General features: G+C 61.6%; 20 protein-coding genes and 1 pseudogene. 19 read left to right on the top strand and 2 right to left on the bottom strand.

Annotated elements, in window-relative coordinates; all coding sequences use genetic code 11:
* The first annotated feature begins 20 nt into the window (after positions 1-20).
* The 16 genes from CAG25_RS28760 to CAG25_RS03870 all read left to right on the top strand — a co-directional run bounded on the left by CAG25_RS28760 (position 21) and on the right by CAG25_RS03870 (position 18,149).
* Positions 21-146, top strand: coding sequence for a hypothetical protein (locus CAG25_RS28760; RefSeq protein WP_256574488.1), 126 nt, complete (start codon positions 21-23; stop codon positions 144-146).
* Entirely contained in the window at positions 143-3,082 is a 2,940-nt protein-coding gene (gene glnE / locus CAG25_RS03940; RefSeq protein ID WP_085611100.1) for a bifunctional [glutamate--ammonia ligase]-adenylyl-L-tyrosine phosphorylase/[glutamate--ammonia-ligase] adenylyltransferase, read from the top strand. Before CAG25_RS28760 ends, glnE begins: the two co-directional genes overlap by 4 nt.
* A 51-nt stretch (positions 3,083-3,133) precedes the next feature.
* On the top strand, positions 3,134-4,168 hold the full coding sequence (gene waaF, locus CAG25_RS03935) for a lipopolysaccharide heptosyltransferase II (protein ID WP_085611099.1): 1,035 nt from the start codon (positions 3,134-3,136) through the stop codon (positions 4,166-4,168).
* A 1-nt stretch (position 4,169) separates the two neighbouring features.
* Positions 4,170-5,231, top strand: coding sequence for a lipopolysaccharide heptosyltransferase I (gene waaC, locus CAG25_RS03930; protein ID WP_074689605.1), 1,062 nt, complete (start codon positions 4,170-4,172; stop codon positions 5,229-5,231).
* On the top strand, positions 5,231-6,352 hold the full coding sequence (locus tag CAG25_RS03925) for a glycosyltransferase family 4 protein (protein WP_064593003.1): 1,122 nt from the start codon (positions 5,231-5,233) through the stop codon (positions 6,350-6,352). Before waaC ends, CAG25_RS03925 begins: the two co-directional genes overlap by 1 nt.
* Complete coding sequence (rfaP, locus tag CAG25_RS03920) at positions 6,353-7,159, top strand: lipopolysaccharide core heptose(I) kinase RfaP (RefSeq protein WP_064593004.1); 807 nt, start codon at positions 6,353-6,355, stop codon at positions 7,157-7,159.
* Positions 7,159-7,893 (top strand): lipopolysaccharide kinase InaA family protein, encoded by a 735-nt coding sequence (locus CAG25_RS03915; protein ID WP_039766546.1) that lies wholly within the window; start codon positions 7,159-7,161, stop codon positions 7,891-7,893. The genes rfaP and CAG25_RS03915 overlap by 1 nt, the downstream gene beginning before the upstream one ends.
* Complete coding sequence (locus tag CAG25_RS03910; protein ID WP_064593014.1) at positions 7,890-8,642, top strand: lipopolysaccharide kinase InaA family protein; 753 nt, start codon at positions 7,890-7,892, stop codon at positions 8,640-8,642. Before CAG25_RS03915 ends, CAG25_RS03910 begins: the two co-directional genes overlap by 4 nt.
* The gene (locus tag CAG25_RS03905; protein ID WP_085611098.1) at positions 8,642-10,093 is read left to right on the top strand and encodes a lipopolysaccharide kinase InaA family protein; all 1,452 of its coding nucleotides are present in this window, start codon (positions 8,642-8,644) and stop codon (positions 10,091-10,093) included. Before CAG25_RS03910 ends, CAG25_RS03905 begins: the two co-directional genes overlap by 1 nt.
* Before the next feature lie 159 nt (positions 10,094-10,252).
* The gene (locus CAG25_RS03900; protein WP_085611097.1) at positions 10,253-10,588 is read left to right on the top strand and encodes a YceK/YidQ family lipoprotein; all 336 of its coding nucleotides are present in this window, start codon (positions 10,253-10,255) and stop codon (positions 10,586-10,588) included.
* A gap of 271 nt (positions 10,589-10,859) precedes the next feature.
* Positions 10,860-12,617 (top strand): carbamoyltransferase, encoded by a 1,758-nt coding sequence (locus tag CAG25_RS03895; protein ID WP_085611096.1) that lies wholly within the window; start codon positions 10,860-10,862, stop codon positions 12,615-12,617.
* On the top strand, positions 12,601-13,731 hold the full coding sequence (locus CAG25_RS03890; RefSeq protein ID WP_064593022.1) for a glycosyltransferase: 1,131 nt from the start codon (positions 12,601-12,603) through the stop codon (positions 13,729-13,731). Before CAG25_RS03895 ends, CAG25_RS03890 begins: the two co-directional genes overlap by 17 nt.
* Complete coding sequence (locus CAG25_RS03885) at positions 13,731-14,627, top strand: antimicrobial resistance protein Mig-14 (protein ID WP_085611095.1); 897 nt, start codon at positions 13,731-13,733, stop codon at positions 14,625-14,627. Before CAG25_RS03890 ends, CAG25_RS03885 begins: the two co-directional genes overlap by 1 nt.
* 8 nt (positions 14,628-14,635) lie before the next feature.
* Positions 14,636-16,081 carry a PIG-L family deacetylase gene (locus CAG25_RS03880; RefSeq protein ID WP_085611094.1) on the top strand — a complete coding sequence of 482 codons (1,446 nt, stop codon included), beginning with the start codon at positions 14,636-14,638 and terminating at the stop codon, positions 16,079-16,081.
* Positions 16,078-17,232, top strand: a complete 1,155-nt coding sequence (locus CAG25_RS03875) for a glycosyltransferase family 4 protein (RefSeq protein WP_085611093.1) — start codon at positions 16,078-16,080, stop codon at positions 17,230-17,232. Before CAG25_RS03880 ends, CAG25_RS03875 begins: the two co-directional genes overlap by 4 nt.
* A gap of 32 nt (positions 17,233-17,264) precedes the next feature.
* A complete protein-coding gene (locus CAG25_RS03870) occupies positions 17,265-18,149 on the top strand; it encodes a glycosyltransferase (protein ID WP_085611240.1) in 885 nt (294 codons plus the stop codon).
* Positions 18,150-18,198: 49 nt separating this feature from the next.
* Here the strand turns inward: CAG25_RS03870 and CAG25_RS28755 are convergent.
* Positions 18,199-18,327, bottom strand: a pseudogene (locus tag CAG25_RS28755) (acyltransferase); the annotation flags it as partial.
* Between the two features lie 58 nt (positions 18,328-18,385).
* Complete coding sequence (locus CAG25_RS03860; RefSeq protein ID WP_085611091.1) at positions 18,386-20,248, bottom strand: bifunctional O-antigen ligase/aminoglycoside phosphotransferase family protein; 1,863 nt, start codon at positions 20,246-20,248, stop codon at positions 18,386-18,388.
* Positions 20,249-20,402: 154 nt separating this feature from the next.
* On the opposite strand from CAG25_RS03860, the gene msbA reads away from it, so the two are divergent.
* The 3 genes from msbA (at position 20,403) to CAG25_RS03845 (ending at position 24,931) form a co-directional block, all read left to right on the top strand.
* On the top strand, positions 20,403-22,205 hold the full coding sequence (gene msbA, locus CAG25_RS03855; protein WP_064593039.1) for a lipid A export permease/ATP-binding protein MsbA: 1,803 nt from the start codon (positions 20,403-20,405) through the stop codon (positions 22,203-22,205).
* Positions 22,206-22,405: 200 nt separating this feature from the next.
* Positions 22,406-23,827 (top strand): bifunctional D-glycero-beta-D-manno-heptose-7-phosphate kinase/D-glycero-beta-D-manno-heptose 1-phosphate adenylyltransferase HldE, encoded by a 1,422-nt coding sequence (hldE, locus tag CAG25_RS03850; protein ID WP_064593041.1) that lies wholly within the window; start codon positions 22,406-22,408, stop codon positions 23,825-23,827.
* 129 nt (positions 23,828-23,956) lie between these two features.
* Entirely contained in the window at positions 23,957-24,931 is a 975-nt protein-coding gene (locus CAG25_RS03845; protein ID WP_085611090.1) for a glycosyltransferase, read from the top strand.
* Positions 24,932-24,934 lie beyond the last annotated feature (3 nt).

The following is a 24,934-nucleotide window of genomic DNA, read 5'->3' as shown; positions in this document are numbered from 1 at the left end:
CCGAAAAAGGTGAAAGTTTGATGCTGGCTGCCAAAGAAAAAGAAATTTCAGCTATTTCTCACTTTTGTTCGACAGTCCTTCGCGTAGCGGTTTTTCATTCATCACTACAAGCGGCCATTTACACGCCGATCAAGGATAGACCATGACCCTGCCCGCGCTTGCCGAACTGCCCGCCATTCTCCTGCCGTTGGTCAGCCGATCGGAGCAGTCGTTCCGTGCGGCCGTCGCGCAACTGGAAGACGATCACGGCTTCTCGTCCTGGACGCCGGAACGCTGGGCGCAGTTCGCCCGCGTCAGCGCCGCCAGCGATTTCGTCATTGAACAGAGCGTTCGTGACCCTTTGATGTTGTTGTCGCTGGTGCAGTCCGGCGAACTCGACCGGGCATTCGCTCCCGGCGAGTTGTGCGGGCAATTGGCGGCTGCGGTCGGCACCGCGCAGACCGAAGACGAATTGGGCCGCGTCCTGCGCCGTCAGCGCACCCGGCATCAGGTGCGGATCATCTGGCGCGACCTCAACCGTCAGGCCGATCTGGTGCAGACCTGCCGCGATCTTTCGGACATGGCCGACGCCAGCATCGATCAGGCCTATCAATGGTTGTACCGCCGCCATTGCGACCAGTTCGGCACGCCGACCGGCCGACGCAGCGGCGAACCGCAGCAAATGGTCATCCTCGGCATGGGCAAGCTCGGCGCGGTCGAGCTGAACCTGTCTTCGGACATCGACCTGATCTTCGCCTACCCCGAGGGCGGCGAAACCGTCGGCGTGAAACGCCCGCTGGACAACCAGGAATTCTTCATTCGTCTCGGCCAGCGCCTGATCAAGGCCCTCGACCCGATTACCGTTGACGGTTTCGTGTTTCGCGTTGACATGCGCCTGCGCCCGTACGGCTCGTCCGGTGCGCTGGTGCTGAGCTTCAATGCGCTGGAGCAGTATTACCAGGATCAGGGCCGCGACTGGGAACGCTACGCGATGATCAAGTCGCGGGTGGTGGCCGGCGATCAGGTGGCGGGCGAGCAGTTGCAGGAAATGCTGCGGCCGTTCGTTTACCGGCGTTATCTGGACTTCTCGGCGATCGAAGCGCTGCGCACCATGAAGCAGCTGATTCAGCAGGAAGTGCGGCGCAAGGGCATGGCCGACAACATCAAGCTGGGCTCCGGCGGTATCCGTGAAGTCGAGTTCATCGCCCAGGCCTTTCAACTGATTCACGGTGGTCGCGACCTGAGTCTGCAACAGCGCCCTCTATTAAAGGTGTTGAGTACGCTCGAAGGGCAGGGCTATCTGCCGCCGGCGGTGATCAGCGAGCTGCGCGAAGGTTACGAATTCCTGCGTTACACCGAACACGCGATCCAGGCGATTGCCGACCGCCAGACCCAGATGCTCCCGGACAGCGCTCAGGATCAGGCGCGAATCGCGTTCATGCTCGGTTTTGCCGACTGGGAGGCGTTCCACGAGAAGCTGATGTTCTGGCGCGGCCGCGTGGCCTGGCACTTCGCGCAAGTGATCGCCGATCCGGATGAGGACGAAGGCGTCGAGAGTAAAGTGGTGGTCGGCGGTGAATGGCTGCCGCTGTGGGAAGAGGCTCAGGACGAAGAGGCGGCCTGTCGTCAGCTGGAAGAGGGCGGTTTCGCCGACGCGACCAAGGCCTTGAAGGCATTGGCGAGTTTGCGCGCCAGCCCGCAGTTGCGAGCGATGCAGCGTCTGGGGCGCGAACGTCTCGATGCCTTTATTCCGCGCCTGCTGGCTCAGGCGGTGGAGCACGAAAATCCCGATCTGGTGCTGGAGCGGGTTCTGCCGTTGGTCGAAGCGGTGGCCCGGCGTTCGGCTTATCTGGTGCTGCTGACCGAAAACCCCGGCGCGCTGCGGCGTTTGCTGACGTTGTGCGCCGCCAGCCCGTGGATCGCCGAGCAGATCACCCGTTTCCCGCTGCTGCTTGATGAATTGCTCAACGAAGGCCGGCTGTTCAAGCCGCCGCTGGCGCCGGAGCTGGCCGCCGAGTTGCGCGAGCGCCTGACCCGGATCCCGGAAGACGACCTCGAACAACAGATGGAAGCCCTGCGCCATTTCAAACTGGCGCACCGCTTGCGCGTCGCTGCCTCGGAAATCGCCGGCAGCCTGCCGTTGATGAAAGTCAGCGATTACCTGACCTGGCTGGCCGAAGCGATTCTGGAACAAGTGCTGGCCCTGGCCTGGCGTCAGACCGTGGCCAAGTACGGCACGCCGCTGCGCACCGATGGCACGCTGTGCGATCCCGGCTTCATCATTGTCGGTTATGGAAAAGTCGGCGGGATCGAGTTGGGGCATGGTTCGGATCTGGATCTGGTGTTCATCCACGATGGCGATCAGCAGGCCGAAACCGATGGCCCGAAACCGATCGATGGCACGCAGTTTTTCACCCGGCTCGGCCAGCGGATCATTCACTTGCTGACGGCGCAGACCAACTCCGGCCAGTTGTACGAAGTGGACATGCGCCTGCGTCCGTCCGGGGCGTCCGGGCTGCTGGTCAGTTCGCTCGGCGCGTTTGCGCGCTATCAGGAAAATGAAGCCTGGACCTGGGAACATCAGGCCCTGGTGCGGGCGCGGGTGCTGGTGGGCAGCCAGGATGTCGGCCAGGCTTTCGAGAGCGTGCGGGCCCAGGTGCTGGGCAAGGCTCGGGATCTGGCGAAACTGCAACAGGAAGTGAGCGAGATGCGCGCCAAGATGCGCGACAACCTCGGCAGCAAGAGCACCGCCGCCGGCACCGGGGCGAATGCCTTCGAGGCCACGGCGCCGTTCGACCTCAAGCAGGACGCCGGAGGTATCGTCGATATTGAATTTATGGTGCAATACGCGGCCCTGGCGTGGTCGCAGACCCACCCGCCGTTGCTGCGCTGGACGGACAATATCCGCATTCTGGAAGAGCTGGAGCACGAAGGGCTGATGCCGGCCGAAGACGCCAGCCTGTTGCGCGAGGCCTACAAGGCCTATCGTTCCGCCGCCCACCGGCAGGCCTTGCAGAAGGACGCCGGGGTGATACCGGGCGATCAGTTCGCGGACGAACGGCGGCAGGTGATGCGGATCTGGCGTGAGCTGGGGCTAAGCTGATTCTCGAGACGGGGAGGCGTGAAGCCTCCCCGGTTCGTTTATGGAAACCACATGAATATTCTGATCGTTGGGCCCAGTTGGGTCGGTGACATGGTGATGGCGCAGACACTGTTTCAGTGTCTCAAGCAGCGCCACCCGCAGTGCGAAATCGACGTGCTGGCCCCGGAGTGGAGCCGGCCGATCCTCGAACGCATGCCCGAAGTGCGCAAGGCCTTGAGCTTCCCGCTCGGCCACGGCGCGCTGGAGCTGGCGACCCGTCGGCGGATCGGCAAATCCCTGGCCGGCCAGTACGACCAGGCGATCCTGCTGCCGAACTCGTTGAAGTCGGCGCTGGTGCCGTTCTTCGCCGGCATCCCGAAACGCACCGGCTGGCGCGGCGAATTCCGCTACGGCCTGCTCAATGACGTGCGCACGCTGGATAAAGAGCGTTATCCGCTGATGATCGAGCGTTTCATGGCGCTGGCTTACGAGCCGAACGCCGAGCTGCCAAAACCTTATCCGCGCCCGAGCCTGCAGATCGATCCGGTGACCCGCGAGGCTGCATTGGCGAAGTTCGGCTTGACCCTCGATCGTCCGGTATTGGTGCTGTGCCCCGGCGCCGAATTCGGTGAAGCCAAACGCTGGCCGTCCGAGCATTACGCCAAGGTCGCCGAGGCGCGCATCCGTGAAGGCTGGCAGGTCTGGCTGTTCGGTTCGAAGAACGATCACGCGGTGGGCGAAGACATTCGCGCGCGGCTGATTCCGGGCCTGCGCGAAGAGTCCGTGAACCTCAGTGGCGGCACTTCGCTGGCCGAGGCCATCGACCTGATGTCCTGCGCCGACTCGGTGGTCTCCAACGATTCCGGTCTGATGCACGTGGCCGCCGCGCTCAATCGCCCGTTGGTGGCGGTCTACGGTTCGACCTCGCCGGGTTTCACCCCGCCGCTGGCCGAGCATGTGGAAATCGTCCGCCTGGGTATCGATTGCAGCCCTTGCTTCGATCGCACCTGCCGTTTCGGCCATTACAACTGCCTGCGCCAGCTGATGCCGGACGCGGTCAACGATGCCTTGCAGCGTTTGCAGGGCTCAGTGGTCGAGGTCCATTAACTTGCGGGTATTGCTGATCAAGACTTCATCGCTGGGCGACGTGATTCACGCGTTGCCGGCGCTGACCGACGCCGCCCGGGCGATTCCCGGGATCAAGTTCGACTGGGTGGTGGAAGAAGGCTTCGCCGAGATTCCGACCTGGCACCCGGCTGTAGGCAAAGTGATTCCGGTGGCGATCCGCCGCTGGCGCAAAAACATCTGGAAAACCATCACCAGCGGCGAATGGAAGCGCTTCAAGCAGTCCGTTCGGGCGAACAAATATGACCTGGTGATCGACGCTCAGGGCCTGCTGAAAAGCGCCTGGCTGACCCGCTATGTCAAAGCCCCGGTGGCCGGTCTCGACAAGGGCTCGGCCCGCGAGCCGATCGCCGCGCGCTTTTATGACCGCAAACTGGCAGTGGCCCGTGGGCAGCACGCCGTCGAACGTGTGCGCCAGTTGTTCGCCATTGCTTTGGGTTACGACTTGCCCAAAGGTCTGGGCGATTACGGCCTCAACGTCGAGCGTCTGGTCGAGCTGCCGCGCAAGAATGCCTACGTGGTGTTCCTGCATGGCACCACCTGGGACACCAAACACTGGCCGGAAGCCTACTGGCGCGAGCTCACCGAAAGGGTCGGCTACCTCGGCGTCGGGATCAAGTTGCCGTGGGGCAACCCGCTGGAGAAGGCCCGGGCCGAGCGCATCGCCGCCGGCTTCAAACACGCCGAAGTGTTGCCGAAGCTGAACCTGGCCGGGGTCGGCAAGGTATTGGCCGGCGCCCAGGCCTGCGTCGCGGTGGACACCGGCCTCGGTCACCTTGCCGCCGCTTTGGATGTGCCGACGATTTCCCTGTTCGGCCCGACCAATCCGGGCCTTACCGGCGCCTACGGCAAGCTGCAGATTCACCTCGGCAGCGATTTCCCGTGCGCGCCGTGCCTGCAAAAGAAATGTACGTATCAACCGACCGCGCAGGATGCCCGTCAGTTTGACCTGAAACGCGAGTGGCCCCTGTGCTTCACGCGTCTGAATCCCGAGCGTGTTGCCAGCCGACTGAGCACGTTGTTGATGGCTGAGGAGCTGCGCTGATGCAATTGGCTTTTGTCCTGTACAAATATTTCCCGTTCGGCGGTTTGCAGCGCGATTTCATGCGCATCGCCCTCGAATGCCAGAAGCGCGGGCACCAGATCCGCGTCTACACCCTGATCTGGGAAGGCGACGTGCCGCCCGGTTTCGAAGTGCTGGTGGCGCCGGTCAAGGCGTTCTTCAATCATCGGCGCAACGAAAAGCTCAGCGCGTGGATGGAGGCGGACCTGGCCAAGCGTCCGGTGGATCGCCTGATCGGCTTCAACAAGATGCCGGGGCTGGATGTCTACTACGCCGCCGACGGCTGCTTCGAAGACAAGGCGCAGAACCTGCGCCATTCGCTGTATCGCCGCTGGGGCCGCTACCGCCACTTCGCCGAATACGAGCGCGCGGTGTTCGCCAAGGATGCGAAGACCGAAGTGCTGATGATTTCCGAAGTGCAGCAGCCGCTGTTCATCAAGTATTACGACACACCGCTGGAGCGCTTCCACCTGCTGCCGCCGGGCATCGCCCAGGATCGTCGCCGTCCGGCGGATGCCGACCGGATTCGCGCCGGTTTCCGCGCCGAATTCAATCTGAAGGACGACGAACTGCTGCTGGTGCAGATCGGCTCCGGATTCAAGACCAAGGGCGTCGATCGCAGCCTCAAAGCACTGGCCGCATTGCCCGCCGAGCTGAAGAAACGCACCCGGCTGTTTGTAATCGGCCAGGATGACCCCAAATTGTTCCAGATGCAGAGTGCGACGCTGGGCCTGGGCGACAACGTGACTTTCCTCAAGGGGCGCAGCGATATCCCGCGTTTCCTGCTCGGTGCCGATCTGTTAATCCACCCGGCGTACAACGAAAACACCGGTACGGTGCTGCTTGAAGCGCTGGTCGCCGGGTTGCCGGTACTGGTCAGCGCGGTCTGCGGTTATGCCCATTACATCGCCGAGGCCGACGCCGGGCGCGTGCTGGACGAACCGTTCGATCAGGCGCAACTGACGCAATACCTGACCGACATGTTGAACGACGACGCTGCGCGGGCGGCCTGGAGCCGCAACGGTCTGGCCTTCGCCGAGACGGCCGACCTCTACAGCATGCCGCAGCACGCGGCCGATGTGATTCTGGCGGAGCACGCTTAAATGAAGTTGATGCTGGCTGAACCGTTCAAGAGCCTGTGGGCCGGACGCGACCCGTTCGCCGAGGTCGAGGGCTTGCAGGGCGAGGTGTACCGCGAGCTGGAAGCCCGCCGGACGTTGCGCACGGAAGTCGACGGCAATGGCTTTTTCGTCAAGATTCACCGCGGTATCGGTTGGGGCGAGATCTTCAAGAACCTGCTGACTGCCAAGCTGCCGGTGCTCGGCGCGGGCCAGGAATGGAAAGCCATCCAGCGCTTGCAGGAAGTCGGCGTGCCGACCATGACCGCCGTCGCGTACGGCGAGAAGGGCAGCAACCCGGCGGATCAGCATTCGTTCATCGTCACCGAAGAGCTGGCGCCGACCATCAGCCTCGAAGACTTCAGCATCGACTGGGTCAAGCAACCGCCGCAGCCAAGACTCAAGCGAGCGCTGATCGCCGAGGTCGCGCGCATGACCGGCATGATGCACCGCGCCGGGGTCAACCACCGCGACTGCTACATCTGCCACTTTCTGCTGCACACCGACAAACCGGTCACCCCGGAAGATTTCAAACTCTCGGTGATCGACCTGCACCGTGCCCAGACCCGTGCGGCGATCACCCAGCGCTGGCGTAACAAGGATCTGGCGGCGCTGTACTTCTCAGCGCTGGACATCGGCCTGACCCGCCGCGACAAATTGCGCTTCCTCAAAGGCTACTTCCAGCAACCGCTGCGCCAGATCCTGGCTGAAGAAGCGCCGTTGCTGAGCTGGCTCGAAGGCAAGGCCAACAAGCTCTACGCGCGCAAGCAACGTTACGGGGATGCGCTCTGATGGCGGGTTGGAATCTGGAGCCTGAGTACAGTGAACTTGCGCAGTATTTCGGTAGCCTCGAAGCGGTATTCGCCCTGCAGGGCGAGCGCCTGACCCGCGATCCCTTGTCCGAAGTCATTCGCGTGCAGCTCAACGGCGTCAACTATTACGTCAAGCGCTACAGCGGTGCCGGCAAGGGCCTGCGGCGTTATCTGGGCAAGCCCCGGGTGAAGATGGAATGGCAGAACCTCAAGCGCTTCGCCAAGTGGGGCATTCCCACCGCCGAAGTGGTGGCGTGGGGTCTGGAGCGCAACGGCATGGCCTACGATCGCGGGGCGATGATCACTCGTGAACTGCCGCGCACCGAAGACCTGTCGGCACTGGCCGAACGCAACGATCCCAAGCTCAGGGATCGCGCCTGGGTCGATGGGGTCAGCCGGCAACTGGCCGGTTATACGCGTGTGATGCACGACCACCGCTTTACCCATAACGATCTGAAGTGGCGCAACCTGCTGATCGACGATCAGGCGCAGTTGTATCTGATCGACTGCCCGAACGGCGATTTCTGGCGCGGTTTCTGGCTCAAGTACCGGATCACCAAGGATCTGGCCTGCCTCGACAAGGTGGCCAAGTATCACCTGTCGAACACCCAGCGCCTGCGCTTCTACCTGCAATACCGCCAGCGTGACCGGCTGAATGCCGCCGACAAGCAACGGATTCGCCACGTGGTGAGATTTTTCGAGGGACGTGAATGACTGATTTTCTCGCCGAAGAAGACCGTGCACTGCTTGAGCGCCACGGTCTAGGTACTTTTGACGCCCTGTGGGCCAAGCAGCTTGAGGCTGTAGATGAACCCAACACCGCCCGTGGCGGCTGGAGCAGCGTGTTTCGTCTGGAGCTGGAAGGCCAGGGTTACTACCTCAAGCGCCAGAGCAATTACCTGACCCGCACCTTGCATGCGCCGTTCGGCGAACCCAGTTTCGCCCGCGAATTTCGCAATATCAGCCGATATCGCAAACTCGGCATTCCTGCGCTGCAAGCGGCTTTTTTCGGTGAGCGCAAAGTCGACGGCGAAATCCGCGCGATCCTGCTGACGCGCGCGCTGGATGGCTGGAGCGACCTTGAGTCGCTGCTGGCGCGCTGGTCGCAACTCGGTGCAACGCAACAAACGGCGATCCTCAAGGCCTGCGGGCTGCTGGCTCGGCATCTGCACGGCGTACGCCAGGTGCACGGCTGTTTCTATCCCAAGCACATTTTTCTGCGGGCCAACGGTGACGAGTACCAGGCGCAACTGATCGACCTGGAAAAAACCCGACCGTTATTGTTCGGCATGCGTGACCGGATCAAGGACCTGGAGCCGCTGCAACGCCGCGCACCGGAGTGGAGCGACGCGCAATTGCGTGAGTTGCTGGCGGCTTACCTCGATCAGCCCGCCGACAGCTCGCTGCTCGACAGCTGGCTCGCCCGGCTGACCGCACGACGTAGTCACAAGGAGACCCGCTGATGCAGCTGTCCGAGCTGACCGGTGTCGGGCGAACCCCGCCACTGCCACTGTCGGTAGCTCTCGCCGATGCGGCCGGTCCTGCGGACTTGCAATTGTTGAGTCTGTTGCGCGTGTTGCCGGGGCAGCGTTATGTCGGTGCCGGTGTGTGGCGCGGGCGTCCGGTGCTGGCCAAGTTACTGGTCGGCAACAAGGCAGCGCGACATTTTCAGCGTGAACTGGAGGGCGTGAAACTGCTCGCCGCCCAGGGCATGACCACGCCGTTGCTGCTGGCTGATGGTCTGAAGGATGGCGAAGGCGGCTGGTTGCTGTTCGAGTTCCTTGAAGGCGCCGAGAGTCTGGGCGATGCCTGGAGCAAGGTCGAATCCCTGCCGGTGCTGGCCGACGAACAATCGGCGGTGCTGGCCGAAGCGCTCGGCGCCATCGGTCAATTGCACGGCAAAGGCCTGTGGCAGGAAGACCTGCACCTGGACAACCTGCTGCGCCACGGCGGCCAACTTTATCTGATCGACGGCGCCGGTATCCGTGTGGAAACTGCCGGCCAGCCATTGTCCCGGCAAAAAGTGCTGGAAAACCTCGGGGTGTTCTTCGCCCAGTTGCCCAAATCGCTCGAGCCGTTCACCGAAGAATTGCTGGTGTATTACCTGCTGAGCAACAGCGAACACGCGCTGCCGCTGGAAGCCCTGCAAAAACAGATCGACAAGGTGCGCGCCTGGCGCTTGAAGGATTACCTGATCAAGGTCGGTCGTGAATGCACGCTGTTCAGCGTCAAGCGTGGTGCATTTGCTCTGCGGTCGATTCGCCGCGAGGAAGAGTCCGCGATGCTGCCGGTGCTGGAGCAGGCGGATGCCCTGCTCGATCAAGGACATCTGTACAAGACCGGCGGCGCGGCCAGTGTCGGCAAGGTCGAGGTCGCCGGGCGTGCGCTGGTGATCAAACGCTACAACATCAAGAATTTTGCCCATTGGCTCAAGCGCTTCTGGCGTCCGAGCCGTGCCTGGCACTCCTGGCGCGAAGGCAATCGTCTGGCGTTCCTCGGCATCGCCACGCCAAAACCGCTGGCGGTGCTGGAAACCCGGTTTTTCTGGTTGCGCAGCAAGGCTTATCTGATCACCGAGTACCTGGCCGGGCCGGACATCATCGAGCGCTTTGCGCCTTATGTCGAAAGCGGCGCGGCGCCGGAAAACGAGTTGCAGGCACTGGACCGGCTGTTTGCACGGCTGATCGCCGAACGCATCAGCCATGGCGACTTCAAGGGGCACAACCTGTTCTGGCAGGAAGACCGCTGGGCGCTGATCGATCTGGACTCGATGTGTCAGCACGGCTCGGTGGGCAGCTTCGCCCCGGCTTATGCCCGGGACCGTGCGCGGTTCATGCGCAACTGGCCTGAAAGCAGTGCGCTGTATCAGGTGATTGATCAGCGTTTACCCAGGGATGTAGCGGGCACTGCGTGATTGTTTTCGTCAGCGTGTAAGACATTTCTGCTGTTGAAATCGGGTGAGGTTTGTAGCGACAAATCCTTGTGATTTGTCCTACGGCCTTTCCGGAAGCCATGAACTGCCCCTCGCAAAACCCCGATGTTAGTTTGCCCCGACGTTCCCGGAGGGCAAATCTTGACCATCAAAAACGCTATCACGATCGGCGCATTTTCCCTGGCACTGTCCGGCTGCGGCACCGCCGTCACGGTGTTGCAGGACGACGACGGCGCTACGCGCGGCCTGCGCAAACAGAAGACCTACTGCCAGTCGATTCCGCGCATCTACAGCGGACTCGCCCATGATTTCTGCCTGCTGCACGCGCCGCCCGACCCTACTGGCATTCTGGTGCCGGTCGTCCTGCTCGACCTGACCCTGTCCGGCGTCTTCGACACGGCTTTCCTGCCGTACACGATCTATCGCCAGGCGGTGGACGGGAATATCAGTGTTTATTGGCGATCAAGTCGTGGTTGAGGCTTTTAAATTTTTGCGGCTTCCAGAAAGCGAAAAGCCCCGGTGATCTCACCGAGGCATTAACGACGACCGGGATCTCCCAGTCCATTTGCAGGAGAGTCTAAGTTGAAGCTTCTGTTGCGTCAACGCACCGGCCGGCCAGTTCCGCTAGAGGTTTGTCGGCGCTTTTAAGCTATAATCCCGCCCTTTAGCTGTCTCTCGCCCGGTGCGAGGGCACATCATTTTTCAAGGCGCATCGCGCCTGAATGCAGACTAAAGAGGCTAGACCCCTGTGGCATTGACGATTCTTGGCCTGTCCGGCGCCCTTAGCCATGATCCTTCAGCAGCCTTGTACATCGACGGCAAGCTGGTCGCGGCGGCCGAGGAAGAGCGCTTCGTGCGCGATAAACATGCAAAGAACCGCATGCCCTACGAATCGGCGAAGTTCTGCCTGGAGCAGGCAGGCATCAAGCCGTCCGACGTTGACGTGGTCGCGATTCCGTTCGCTCCGATCAGCATTCTCGGCAAGGCCCGCTGGCAGTACGCCAAGCGTTACTGGTACGCCCCGGACCGTGCACTCGACGCGATCCTGATGGGCAACCGTCGCTACAAGCGCTATCGCAACAAGATCGTCTGGTGCCTGGAGCAACTTGGCTTCGATCCGAAGAAAATCAAGATCGAGCCGGTGGAACACCACCTGGCCCACGCTTCCAGCGCCTATCACTGCTCGGGTTTCAAAGAGAAAACCGCGATCCTCGGCATCGACGGCAAGGGCGAGTACGCCACGACCTTCTTCGGTTATGGCGAGAATGGCAAGATCCACAAGATCAAGGAATTCTTCGATCCGGACTCCCTCGGCGGCCTGTACGGCGCGATCACCGAGTTCCTCGGTTTCGACATGCTCGACGGCGAGTTCAAGGTCATGGGCATGGCGCCGTACGGCGACGCCAGCAAATACGATTTCTCGCGCCTGGCTTCATTCGAAAACGGCGAACTGGTGATCAACACCGACTACGCCAACGTGATCGGCCTGCGTCGCTATAAAGAGAAGGGCAAGGGTTACTACTTCTCGCCGAAGCTGATCGAGTGGCTGGGTCCGAAGCGCGAAGGCGACATCGCCGACGAGCCGTACATCCACTACGCCGCCAGCATTCAGGCGCTGTTCGAAAAAATCGCGCTGCAGATGATCGACTACTATCTGGGCGACGTGCTTAAGGAAACCGGCAAACTGGCCTATGCCGGTGGCTGTGCGTTGAACGTCAAGCTCAACCAGAAAATCATCGCCCGCGACGACGTCAAGGAACTGTTCGTGCAGCCTGCCTCCGGCGATGCCGGCACCGCAGTCGGCGCAGCGGCCTATGTGTCCAACGCCCGTGGCGTGCCGGTCGAGAAGATGGAACACGTCTACCTCGGCCCGTCGTACAGCAACGAAGACGTGATCGCCGCGTGCGCCCGTCACGAGAACAAGCCGACCTGGCGCAAACTCGACAACATGCCGGAGCAGATCGCCAAAATCATGGTCGATGGCAACCCGGTGGCCTGGTTCCAGGGCCGCATGGAGTTCGGTCCGCGTGCACTGGGTGGTCGTTCGATCATCGGCTGCCCGAGCGTGGCTGGCGTGGCTGACCGCATCAACCACCAGATCAAGTTCCGCGAGCGCTGGAGGCCTTTCTGCCCGTCGATGCTCGACACCGTTGCGCCACAGATGATCAAGATCGATCACCCAGCGCCGTTCATGACCTTCACCTTCGAAGTGGCGGAAGAGTGGAAAACCCGCGTGCCGGAAGTCGTCCACGAAGACGGCACGTCCCGGGCCCAGGTGCTCAAGCGCGAATACAACCCGCGCTACTACGACATGATGAAGGCGCTGGAAGTGCTGACCGGCAACGGCGTGTCCCTGAACACCTCGCTCAACCGCCGTGGTGAACCGATGATCTGCTCGCCGACCGACGCCTTGAACATGTTCTTCGGCTCGGATCTGCAGTACCTGATCATGGAAGACATCCTGGTGGTCAAAGAAGGCGCAAACGCTTATGACACGCTCGGCTGAACGCCATGTGCTGCAGTTCTCCCACGGCTATGATGGCCCGTTCCTGGACTGCGCGCGGCAGTACGCCAGCCTGTTCGCAGGCACCGGTTATCGGGTCACCACGGTCTTTCTGACCGGGGCGGCCGATAGCGAGGTGGCCGCAGCCTGCGCCTCCGATGAAGTGTTGTTCATGGAATACAGCTCCAAGGCCATTCGTGGCCTGAAGCTGGGCGCCATCGGCGATCTGCGCAAGATCGCCGCTTCCCGCAATTTCAGTTTCTGCATCGCCCATCGCTTCAAGCCGATCTACATCGCCTTGCTCGGTACTTCGCTGCCGGTGATTGGCGTGCATCACGCGTTTGGCGATTACCAACGCGGCACGCGCAAACTCTTTGCGCACATTTTCCGCAAGCGTCTGAGCCTGCTCGGCGTGTCCGATGCGGTGCGCGACGACATGCGCCGTTGCCTGCCGAAATGGCCGGCAGCGCGCATCCAGACCCTCTACAACCGCATCGATATCTCCGCGTTGCAGATGAGTCAGGTGTCCGCCCGTGAAGCCCGCGAAACCCTTGGTCTGTCGGCGGATGCCTTCATTGTCGGCAATGTCGGTCGTCTGCACCCGGACAAGGATCAGGCCACGCTGCTGCACGGTTTTGCCGCGGCGCTGCCCGGTCTGCCGGCCAACAGCCAACTGGTGATTCTCGGCGAGGGGCGGCTTGAGGATGAACTCAAGACACTTGCCCGTGAGCTGGGCGTCGGGGATCGGGTGCTGTTTCTCGGCCAGGTGCCGGACGCGCGCAATTACTTCCGGGCGTTCGATGTGTTTGCCCTGAGTTCCGACAATGAGCCGTTCGGCATGGTGCTGCTGGAGGCCATGGCCGCCGGCGTGCCGTTGCTGGCCACGGCGTGCGGCGGGGCGAAGGAAGTGGTCGAAGGCGTCGGGATCCTGTTTCCGCTGGGTGACGCCGAGCATCTGGCCCAAGGCCTGAAACATCTGGCCGGCATGGACGAGCAGCAGCGTCGTCAGTGCGCCGAGATGATGTTCGACCGCCTGCGCGAGCGCTTCTCCGACCGCGCCGTACGCGACACCTTCTGGCATTTGCCGCAAGTTATCGATCTGGCACCGAGGGGCTGATGCTCAACCGATTTCAAGGCTGGCGCGAACGTGGCTGGTCGCCCGTTGACGCCTCAACTTATGCACAGGCCTGGCAACGTTTCGGCGGCAGCGTCGCGACTCATCCCATGGTGGTCGAGCGTCTGGCGAATCTGGCGGGCATCCCCGTGCGTTATCTGGCCTGGGAGCAACAGGGCGAAGTCAAAGCCGCGATCCCGACCTGGGGCCGCGACCTGGCCTTGTCCAAGGACGTGCTCAAGCGCAACGGCAAGAAAGGCCTCTTCGACCTGGGCAACGCCGAGCTGATCCTGCCGGCCGCCGCCGATGCCCAGGCCCCGCTGCGCCATCGTGGGCGCTACCTGTCGGCGCTCAACGAAAACCGCTTCAGCGGCCTCAAGTTGCAGACCGAGCAACTGGCCATGGCCCGTACGCCCGAAGAACTGTCGAAGAAGTTTCGCTACAACCAGCGCCGTGAACTGCGCCTGCTGGAAGAGGCGGGCGGCGTGGTGCGGCCGGTCAGCGACTTCTCCAGTGCCGAACTGGCGGCGATCTACTGCGACCTGTTCCAGCGCCGCTGGGGTTTCCCGGCCACAGGTGCGGCGTGCATGGCCGAAGTCATCGAACTGCTGCGCGAGTTGTTGATCGGCTCGGTGATCTTCCTCAACGACGCGCCGATCGCCATCCAACTGGTGTACCGCGTCGAAGCCCCGGAGTGGATCAGCGTCGAGTACATCAACGGCGGCGTCGACCCTGAAACCCGCGAGTTCAGCCCTGGCAGCGTTCTGAGTTTCCTCAATACGCAATCTGCCTGGGAACATGCCCGGGCCCTGAACAAGCCGCTGCGCTTTTCCTTCGGTCGCGCCGACCGTGAATACAAGGATCGCTGGTGCAATCCTGTGCCGGTCTTCACTGTATGAGTCAACCCATGAGCCGCAAACAGCAACTGCTCAAGCGTCACCGGCGCAATAAACGAATCGGCCTGCTGATCGCACTGGTCGTGTTGATCGCCCTTGGCTTGCTGGTGGCCTGGTGGCTGCCGCTGGTGCTGGCGGTCATTGGCTGGATTGCCCATGAGGCGTGGTTCGCCGATCACCTGTTCTATTCGCCGAAAGACGATTACCAATACAGTTTTCCGCCGTTCACCCCGCAGCCAAAAGTGCATTTGAGCGGTGAGCAATTGCGCCTTGACGAGGGCGTGATGCTGGTGGACGACGCCACGCTGATCCTCGCCGTGAAGGTTAAAAGCAGCTTCCTGGGACGCTTCTTTGATCCTCGGGTCGAGTTGGCCGGTGGCCCCCATCCCGACGTGCAGACGTTCGAGCGCGGCGTCAACGGTCTGCGTTATCTGAACCTCAGTGGACAGGCGCAGGCGCTGTCGCAAGGCCAGTTGCGTCTGCGCGGGCGCTTTTGCCGGGTGTCCGGCGAGCCGCTGCTGTGGGCGCTGGAGCAACCGGACTACCGCCAGCAGCGGGTGATGGTGATCGCCCCGCACGCCGACGATGCCGAGCTGGCCGCCTACGGTCTCTACCGCCAGGCCAAAGAAGCCTGGATCGTGACCCTGACCGCTGGCGAGATCGAAGCCGAACACTATCAACAGATGGGCCTGAACAAGGTCGAGGCGGCGCGGCTCAAGGGCCGCTTGCGTGCCTGGGACAGCCTGGCCGTACCGCGCTGGGCCGGTGTGCCGCAGGAACATTGCGTGCAGCTCGGGTATTTCTGCCTGCAACTGGCGGCGATGCAGGCTGCGCCGAATCAGCCCATTGGTTCGCGGGAAGCGGATCTGAGCGACACGCGAATGTTCCGTCAGTTGAATCCGTTTGCCTTGCCCGGCGATGCCGACGGCGCACCGACCTGGAACAATCTGCTGGCCGACCTGCGTGACGTGCTGTCGCGCGCGCGCCCGGATGTGATTGTGCTGCCGCACCCGACACTGGATCCGCATCCCGATCACATCTGCGCCCAAGAGGCGGTGCTGGAAGCCTTGCGCGGTCTCGATTACCAACCGACGCTGCTCGGTTACGCCAACCACTTGCATGACAACGACCGATGGCCGATGGGCGACAGTGGGCAGGGCATCGCCCTGCCGCCGACGTTCGATGCGACCCTCGCGATGCAGCCGCTGTGCCTGCCGCTGTCGCTCGAACTGCAACGGGACAAGGCCATGGCGCTGGGCATGATGCATGACCTGCAGCCACCGGCCCCGTTCAAGCGTCGCCTGCGCCGGTTGTTTCAGCGACTGCTGGCCGGTCGGCGTCCGTCGGTTTATGGCGAGAACGAATTTTTCCGCAAAGCAATCAGACGCCAGGAGTTGTTCTGGGTACTGAAGCAGAGCGAAACAGGGGCGACGGCATCGCACCGGGGAGAGGTATGAGTCAACGCGCAAAGGTGCTGCAGCTGCAGCCCGATTACAACGTCAAATCCCATGATTTCGCCGACCTCGCCGAACAGATCGTCAAGGCGCTGCCGACCGACCGTTACGAAGTGACCGCCGCCTTCCTGCGCGGCAAACCCGGAGCGGGCGAGGCGGTCAGCCGTGCCGACCGTTCGGTGTATTTCGAGTTTTCCGACAAGTCCCTCAAGGGCATGCGCCTGCGGGCGATGTGGCAGCTGTACAAGTTCTGCCGCCTGGAAAAATTCGACGTGGTGATCTGCAACCGCTTCAAACCGGTGAACATGATGCTGACGCTCAACCGCTGGTTGAAGGTGCCGTTGTGCATCGGTATTTCCCACGGCTTCGGCGAGTACGACCGCTTCTACCGTCGTCGCCAGACTCAGCGCCTGATTGATCGGCACTGGCGTTTCGTCGGCGTGTCGCCGGCGGTCAAACAGTACCTGCTGGACTGCGATTGCGGTTTCACTGACCAGAACACGTACGCGATCACCAACGCCATCGACATCGAGCAGGCCGAGGGTTTGCAGCACAGCCGCGAACGCGCGCGCGAAATGCTGGGGATCGACCCGGCGGTGCGCCTGATCGGGGCACTGGGGCGGCTGGTGTCGGTCAAGGGCCACACTTACCTGTTGCAGGCTTTCGCCCAACTCAAAGACAAATACCCGAATACCCAACTGGCAATCATCGGTGCCGGACGCCTGCAGGCGCCGCTGGCGGCCGAGATCGAACAGTTGGGCCTGACTGGCCGGGCGCATCTGCTGGGCTTCAAGGAAAACGCCCTGCAATACGTGCGCGCGTTCGATATCTGGACCATGCCGTCGCTGGCCGAAGGCCTCGGTCTGGCCTTGCTGGAAGGCATGAGCGGGCACCTGCCGGTGATCGCCTCGAACGTGCCGGCCATGCTGCCGCTGATCGAAGGTGCCGGTGGCCTGTCGATCACGCCCAAGGACGTGCCGAGCCTGGTGGCGGCACTGGACACCTACCTCGCGCTGTCGGATGTCGAGCTCAAGGCCAAGGGCGAGCAGGCTTACCGCTACTTGCAGGAACAGCACGACATCGAGGTCTTCCGCCAGGAATACCTGAACCTGATCGACTCCGGCCTGGAGCAGGCCCGCAAGGAGCAGCCATGAGCGAAGAAAGAGCCATGAGCGAGTCAGCAGCGATGAGCGATGCGCAACCCCTCGTCACCGTTATCATCGCGTCCTATAACCATGGGCCGTACATCGAGGAAAGCATCCTCAGCGTCATCAACCAGAGCTACCGGAACATCGAGCTGCTGGTGATCGACGACGGTTCGAGGGACGACAGCGTCGAGCGCATCAAGGCCTTGCAGGAAAAGCACGGCTTCGATTTCCGGGTGCAGCAGAACCAGGGCCTGACCAATACGCTCAATGGCGCGATCGCGCGGGCCAAGGGCAGCCTGATCGTGCCGTTCGGTTCCGACGACATCATGTACCCGGACCGGATCGCGACACAGGTCGCCTACATGGACGGCAAGCCGGAAGTGGGCATCTGCGCCGGCAACATCGAGTTGATGGATGCCGACGGCAATCTCTATCCGGAGAAGCGTCAGCGCCGGGACGTGCCGTTCCGGCGCCTGGATTTCGATGACATGTTTCTGGAGCGCAAGCCGTACCCGCCGGCGCCGACCCTGATGATCCGCCGCGAAGCACTGGACAAGGTGGGCGGGTTCGATCCGACGATTCGTCTGGAGGATCTGTACATCGAACTGAAAGTGACCCGCGCCGGGTACTTCATCGATGGGTTGAACGTGGTGATGGCGCGCTATCGCAAGCACGCCACCAACTCCTACAAGAACCACCGTTTCATGATCGAAAACATCCTGCGCACCTACGCGCGGTTCAGCGATCATCCGCTGTACGACGAAGTGCGCTACAAGTCGCTCAATTCGATGTTTCTGAAGACCGCCAACCGCGACCGCAAACTGGCGCGGGAGCTGCTGGCGCAGATTCCTTTCAAGGCCTGGAACAAGAAGACCTGGCGCGGGCTGGGCCGGTTACTGTTTTTGCCGCTGGAAAAAGACTGAGGTCGTTGTCGCTCGCACTCGGCGAGCGACTTTTTCCGCCAGTTGCTTGCACGCAGCCATGGAGCAGATAGGTGCTGTAGCTGATTTCCCTCAGCCAGCGGATGCTGCGTGGTTTCAAGGCACCGAACAAAGTGTTGTCAGAAGCCACGATCACGAAAAACAGCGACAGCAGAAACAGCGGCGGTGACGATGGCCGGCAGAGGCGGCCAGCGTAATGAACGGACTGGTCTGAATCATCAATGAACCCGAGCCGGCGCGTTGCCGGCCAGCACTTGCCTGTGCAGATTCTCTACGGCGGATTTCGACGCTGTTACGGCGTACCCCTGGAGCAGCGCCTCGAGGTGATCCTCGAACAGCCAGCGCTTGTCGACGGTGTAGCGTTGCATGTGGCGCAGATTACGCTGACGCAGTGACAGGCTGAGGGGCGAAGGGTAGATCCGCAGGTCGGCCAGATCGATCAGCCCGAACTCGCCATCCTCCAGCACCAGCACATTGCCCAGGTGCAGTGAGCGGAAATACACGCCTTGCTCATGCAGGCCGGCCATGAATTTGCCGAAACGTTCCACCAGCGCCTGTCGCACGGCTGGCGCGGTGATTCCCTGCAAGACCTGGCGCAGGGTGTGGCCCGGCAGCGGCGTGTAATGCACGGCGCTGCTGCCGTCGTCGAGGCGATACAGGTTCAGCACCTGGGGCGTGGGAATGCCCATTCGGCGCAATTGCTCGCTGTTGACGGCAAACCGCTCGGAATACGGATTGAAACTGCCCGAGGTGTACCAGCGGCGGCGGCGAAACAGCTTGAGAAAGCTGCCATCGGCCAGGCGCAGGACCTTCGGCCCGAGTCCGTCTTCCTCGATGACCTGGGCGCCGTTGCCGAGCTGTTGCAGAGCGGATGCCGAAAGCTTCTGTACCGGCATTGTCAAAAGGCGTCGGGCCCGTTGATTGATGCTCAGGGCTGCAATCAGCGCCAAAGGAATCCACAGCAGGAACCAGTGCTCCTTGGGGCGCGAAATGATCCCGCCACCCTCGGTCAGCCCGGCACCGATGCCGAACACCAGCCAGGTCGAGGCGATGATCAGCAGCGGCTGCACGCGCTGGCGCCAACTGCTCAGCAAGCCCCAGGCCTGAAAAAACAGCCACGGCAGCATGCCGAGGATGCCGACGTAATAAAGCACGCCCAGCGCAAAGCTGTGGGGTTCCTGGAAGTTGTAACCGACACCCGGGTCAATCGCCAGTGTGGCGTTGTAGCCGTGGCCGATCCATGGGTGTTCGGCGATTTTTTCCAGGGCTTGCTGCCAGATTTCGAAACGGTAGGAGTCACCACGTTCGATGATCATCTTCGAGAACAGCACCGACATGGTTGCGCCGCCGACCGCCAATGTCCCCAGCAGCACCAGCGAGCGACGGTTCCAGCAAATCAGGCTCAGCCACAATGCCGCCATGGTCAGCGCCACCAGCGGGGTGCGCGAGCCGGTTCCGATCACGGCCATGAACATGATCAGCATCGCGGGAATGCTGAGCCAGTACAGCCGGCGATTCTTGCAGGTCATGCTCAGACTGAGCCAATAGGCGCAGAAAAATCCGAACAGATGGGAGCTGAGCAAAGGGTTGTCGAACGCGCCACCACCGATCAGGCGCTCGCCGGGTTCAGAGTGGAGCACGAATGGAATCAGGAAACTGATCGTTGCGACCAGGGCCACCAGCGCGGCGCCGAACAGCAATGGCGAAAGAATGTCGCTGCGGTAACGCACCAGCAGGAAACACCCGGCGAACAGCATCAGGGTATGCAGCGGAGGTTTGAACATGCCGCCTATCGGCTCGCCCTGCGGCCCCCAGCAAAGGCTCAGCAGTGCCCAGGCGGCAAACAGCAGCAACGCAATGAACACCGGCTCACGCAGCATTTCCTTGAGTTCCCGCGGGCGCAGGCACAGTGCAATCAGCGTCGGAATGCTGAACAAGCCGTAAAACAGCTTGTGATGAACACTGCGACCCGGCAGGAAAAACAGCGCGCACAAGAGCAGGAAGTAGCCGACGGGAAGTATCCACAGGCTGATGAAGTCGAAAATTCGATTGGACGTACTGCTGAAGCCGCGAAGTTGCATGCTGAGAGATTCAATCCTGAAGTTGATCGGCCATTTCGATGATGGCTATTTGACGCAGAAAAAGACGCCTAACAATAACAGCCTTTGGCCGATTGCCAGAACCCTGAAGAAGCTGTGCTAAAGTCAGCGTCCTTTTTATCGACTTTCGCGTGATATGACCGACTCCAGTCCCGCCGCAAGCCCTTCGAGCTTGAAAATCTACTTCCGCCTGCTCGGCTACGTCCGGCCGTACATCAGTCTGTTCCTGATCAGCATCGTCGGTTTTCTGATTTTCGCCTCGACCCAGCCGATGCTCGGCTACATCCTCAAGTACTTTGTCGACGGTCTGTCCAATCCCGAGGCGGTGCTGTTCCCCACCGTGCCTTACCTGCGGGATCTGCAACTGTTGCAGGCCGTACCGCTGCTGATCATCCTGATCGCCGCGTGGCAGGGGCTGGGATCCTATCTGGGCAACTATTTCCTGGCCAAGGTTTCGCTGGGCCTGGTGCACGATCTGCGGGTGCAGTTGTTCAACAACTTGCTGGTGCTGCCGAACCGGTATTTCGACAAGCATAACTCCGGTCATCTGATTTCGCGTATCACCTTCAACGTGACGATGGTCACGGGGGCGGCAACAGATGCGATCAAGGTCGTAATCCGTGAAGGCATGACGGTGATCTTCCTGTTCGCCTCCCTGCTGTTCATGAACTGGAAGCTGACGCTGGTGATGGTTGCGATCCTGCCGCTGATCGCCGTGATGGTGCGCACCGCCAGCAAGAAATTCCGCAAGCAGAGCAAGAAAATCCAGCTGGCCATGGGCGACGTGACGCACGTGGCGTCGGAAACCATCCAGGGCTATCGCGTGGTACGCAGCTTTGGCGGCGAAGCCTACGAGGAAAAGCGCTTCCTTGATGCCAGCCAGGGCAATACCGACAAGCAGCTGCGCATGACCCGCACCGGGGCCATCTACACGCCGCTGCTGCAACTGGTGATCTACAGCGCCATGGCGATCCTGATGTTCCTCGTGCTGTACCTTCGCGGCGATGCATCGGCCGGTGACATGGTCGCCTACATCACGCTTGCGGGCCTGCTGCCCAAACCGATCCGTCAGTTGTCCGAAGTCAGTTCGACCATCCAGAAAGGCGTGGCCGGGGCCGAAAGCATTTTCGAGCAACTGGACGTCGAGCCGGAAGTCGATACCGGCACTGTGGAGCGCGACTCGGTCAGCGGTCGCCTCGATGTACGCAACCTGAGCTTCACCTACCCGGGCACCGAGCGGCAGGTGCTCGATGACATCAGTTTCTCGGTCGAGCCGGGGCAAATGGTGGCGCTGGTGGGGCGTTCGGGCAGCGGCAAGTCGACCCTGGCCAACCTGATTCCGCGCTTCTATCACCACGACAAGGGCGAAATCCTGATCGACGGCGTGGAAGTCGAACAGTACAAGCTGCTGAACCTGCGCCGCCATATTGCCCAGGTCACCCAGCATGTCACGCTGTTCAGCGACACCGTAGCCAACAACATCGCCTATGGCGATCTGGCCGGGGCGCCGCGCGAAGACATCGAGAAAGCCGCGCGTGATGCCTACGCGATGGACTTCATTTCTCAGCTGCCTGAAGGCCTGGATACTCAGGTCGGCGAAAACGGCGTGCTGCTTTCCGGCGGCCAGCGCCAGCGTCTGGCGATTGCCCGTGCCTTGCTCAAGAACGCGCCGTTGCTGATTCTCGACGAGGCCACCTCGGCCCTCGACACCGAGTCCGAGCGACACATTCAAGCCGCCCTGGATCAAGTGATGAAGGGCCGTACCACGCTGGTGATCGCTCATCGCCTGTCGACCATCGAGAAGGCCGACCTGATTCTGGTCATGGACCAGGGCCGGATCGTCGAGCGCGGCACCCACGACAACCTGCTGGCACAGAACGGCTACTACGCGCGTCTCAACGCCATGGGTCTCGACGCTCCGGCCGAAGACATCGCCTGATCCGGCCTCGATAACGCCGGGCGCGCAATATGCGTCCGGCATTTTTTCTCGCTGCACCGGTCTGTCGTCGGTTGAGAGCCTCCTTGCTTGAAAAATGCACAAAAAGGCCAGTGGTTTAATCCTGTTGCAGCCGCCGCACAAGCCTTCGCCAACCCTGTGTTAATATCGCGCCCCTGTTCATTTTGTATGTGGGTTGCTCCATGAAGTTGTCCATGCCGCGATTCGATCAAGCCCCTGTCTTGGTGGTCGGCGATGTCATGCTCGACCGTTACTGGCATGGTGGTACCTCACGGATTTCCCCTGAGGCGCCGGTTCCTGTCGTTAAAGTCGAGCAAATCGAAGACCGCCCGGGCGGTGCCGCCAACGTTGCCTTGAACATTGCCGCGCTGGGTGCGCCGGCGTCGCTGGTCGGTGTGACCGGTGACGACGAAGCCGCCGACAGCCTGAGCAACAGCCTCAAGGGTGCGGGCGTGCGAGCCTTGTTCCAGCGCATCGCGCACCAGCCGACCATCGTCAAGCTGCGGGTCATGAGCCGGCACCAGCAATTGCTGCGTATCGACTTCGAAGAACCGTTCGCCACCGACGCCCTGGCCCTTGGCGCGCAGGTCGACGACCTGCTCGAAGGCATCAAGGTGCTGGTGCTGTCCGACTACGGCAAAGGTGCCCTGAAAAACCATCAGGCGCTGATCCAGGCTGCGCGTGCCAAAGGCATTCCGGTGCTGGCCGACCCGAAGGGCAAGGATTTCTCGATCTACCGTGGCGCGAGCCTGATCACCCCGAACCTCAGCGAATTCGAAGCCATCGTCGGCGGTTGCGCCGATGAGCACGAGCTGGTGGCCAAGGGCGCGACGCTGATGCATGACCTGGATCTCGGCGCGCTGCTGGTCACCCGTGGCGAACACGGCATGACCCTGTTGCGTCCGGATCATCCGGCGCTGCATTTGCCTGCGCGGGCCCGTGAAGTGTTCGACGTGACCGGTGCCGGCGACACGGTGATTTCCACCCTGGCGGCCGCGATTGCCGCTGGCGAAGAACTGCCGCACGCGGTAGCGCTGGCCAACCTGGCGGCGGGCATCGTGGTCGGCAAGTTGGGTACGGCGGCGATCAGCGCCCCGGAACTGCGTCGCGCCATTCAGCGTGAAGAAGGTTCCGAGCGCGGTGTGTTGGGCCTGGAGCAGTTGCTGCTCGCGGTGGCCGATGCCCGTGCACACAACGAAAAAATCGTTTTCACCAATGGCTGCTTCGACATCCTGCATGCCGGTCATGTGACCTACCTGGAGCAGGCGCGGGCTCAAGGGGATCGTTTGATTGTCGCGGTCAACGACGATGCTTCGGTCAGCCGTCTCAAGGGGCCTGGCCGTCCGATCAACAGCGTCGACCGGCGCATGGCTGTGCTGGCGGGGCTTGGGGCGGTGGACTGGGTCATCAGTTTCCCTGAAGGCACGCCAGAAAACCTGCTGCGCGAGGTCAAGCCGGACGTGCTGGTCAAGGGCGGGGATTATGGGATTGACCAGGTGGTCGGCGCCGACATCGTGACGGCTTATGGCGGCACCGTGAAAGTGCTGGGACTGGTGGAAAACAGTTCGACGACCGCGATTGTCGAAAAAATCCGCAGTCGTTGATAGATGGATCTTTATCGTTTTCTACTGCGTGTGAACGGATTTTGCCTTGGGGATCTAACCGTTTCCGTTGATGTTGGCAGGTTTGAATCCGCTGCGCTTGCCTGCTTACGTCGTGTGGTCATTTAACCTATGAAAGTCATGCTCCTGGTGATGAACGAACAGCGGGTCATTCTCGACCGGCTCTACGACATCGTGCAGCAGAACTGTGATGAATGCGTCATCTATCGACTCAGCAAACAGCAACAGATGAACCTGGGGCCTTTTTTGGCCTCGGTTGATTACCAGACCTTTGATCGTGTCGTGATCTTCTCCAGAGTCAAGCGCCTGGTCCCGCAGTTGCGGGTGCTCAAGTGCATTCCCGGGCTGGTCTTTCTCGAACACGACGCCTACCAGAACTACATGCCCGCCAGTAAATATCGTGGCGTTTATTCGCGTCTCTACAGGCGCCTGCCGAGTTGCCGGGCGCTGGTATCCGGGGCGGTGGTCGCACGCAAGATGCTTGCTGAAGGCATCGACACGGTGTTCGTCTCCAAGGGTTATGACGAGCAGATGCTGCGCAACACCGGGTCCGAGCGCGACATTCCCATCGGTTTTCTCGGCAGCCTGAAGAGCACCGAGTACGCCCAGCGCAAGGCTCTGCTCGAATCGCTGGCGCAGCGTACCGGTATGCTGGTGACCCGCACCCGCTCCGGCACCGAATACCTGGAAACGCTCAATCGCATCAAGATTTTCGTCAGCGCCGACATCGGCATGAACGAGTTCATGATCAAGAACTACGAGGCCATGGCCTGCGGTTGTGTGCTGCTGGCCTGGAGTCAGGGCGAAGAAGACAAGTTGCTCGGTTTCGAAGACATGCACAACACCGTGTTCTATCGCAGCGAAGACGAGGCGGTGGAAAAGATCAAACTGTTGCAGGGCGATCCGGAGCTGTCGCAGCGTATCGCCAGCAATGGTCAGGCCTTTGCAGAAAGTCGCTATTCCTTCGCCCGTGTCGGCCAGGCCCTCGCCACTGAAATACAGCGCGAGATGCGCCCATGGCAGCCGCCGTCAGCATTCACGCGGTTCTGGGTGAAACTGCGTTTCGGCATGAAGGTGCCGGTCTGAATG

Origin of the sequence: Pseudomonas sp. B16(2017) (assembly GCF_002113205.1) — a bacterium.
Lineage (GTDB): Bacteria > Pseudomonadota > Gammaproteobacteria > Pseudomonadales > Pseudomonadaceae > Aquipseudomonas > Aquipseudomonas pharyngis.
Note: the sequence above shows the minus strand (reverse complement) of the source record. Positions and strands in the feature narration are given on the sequence as shown.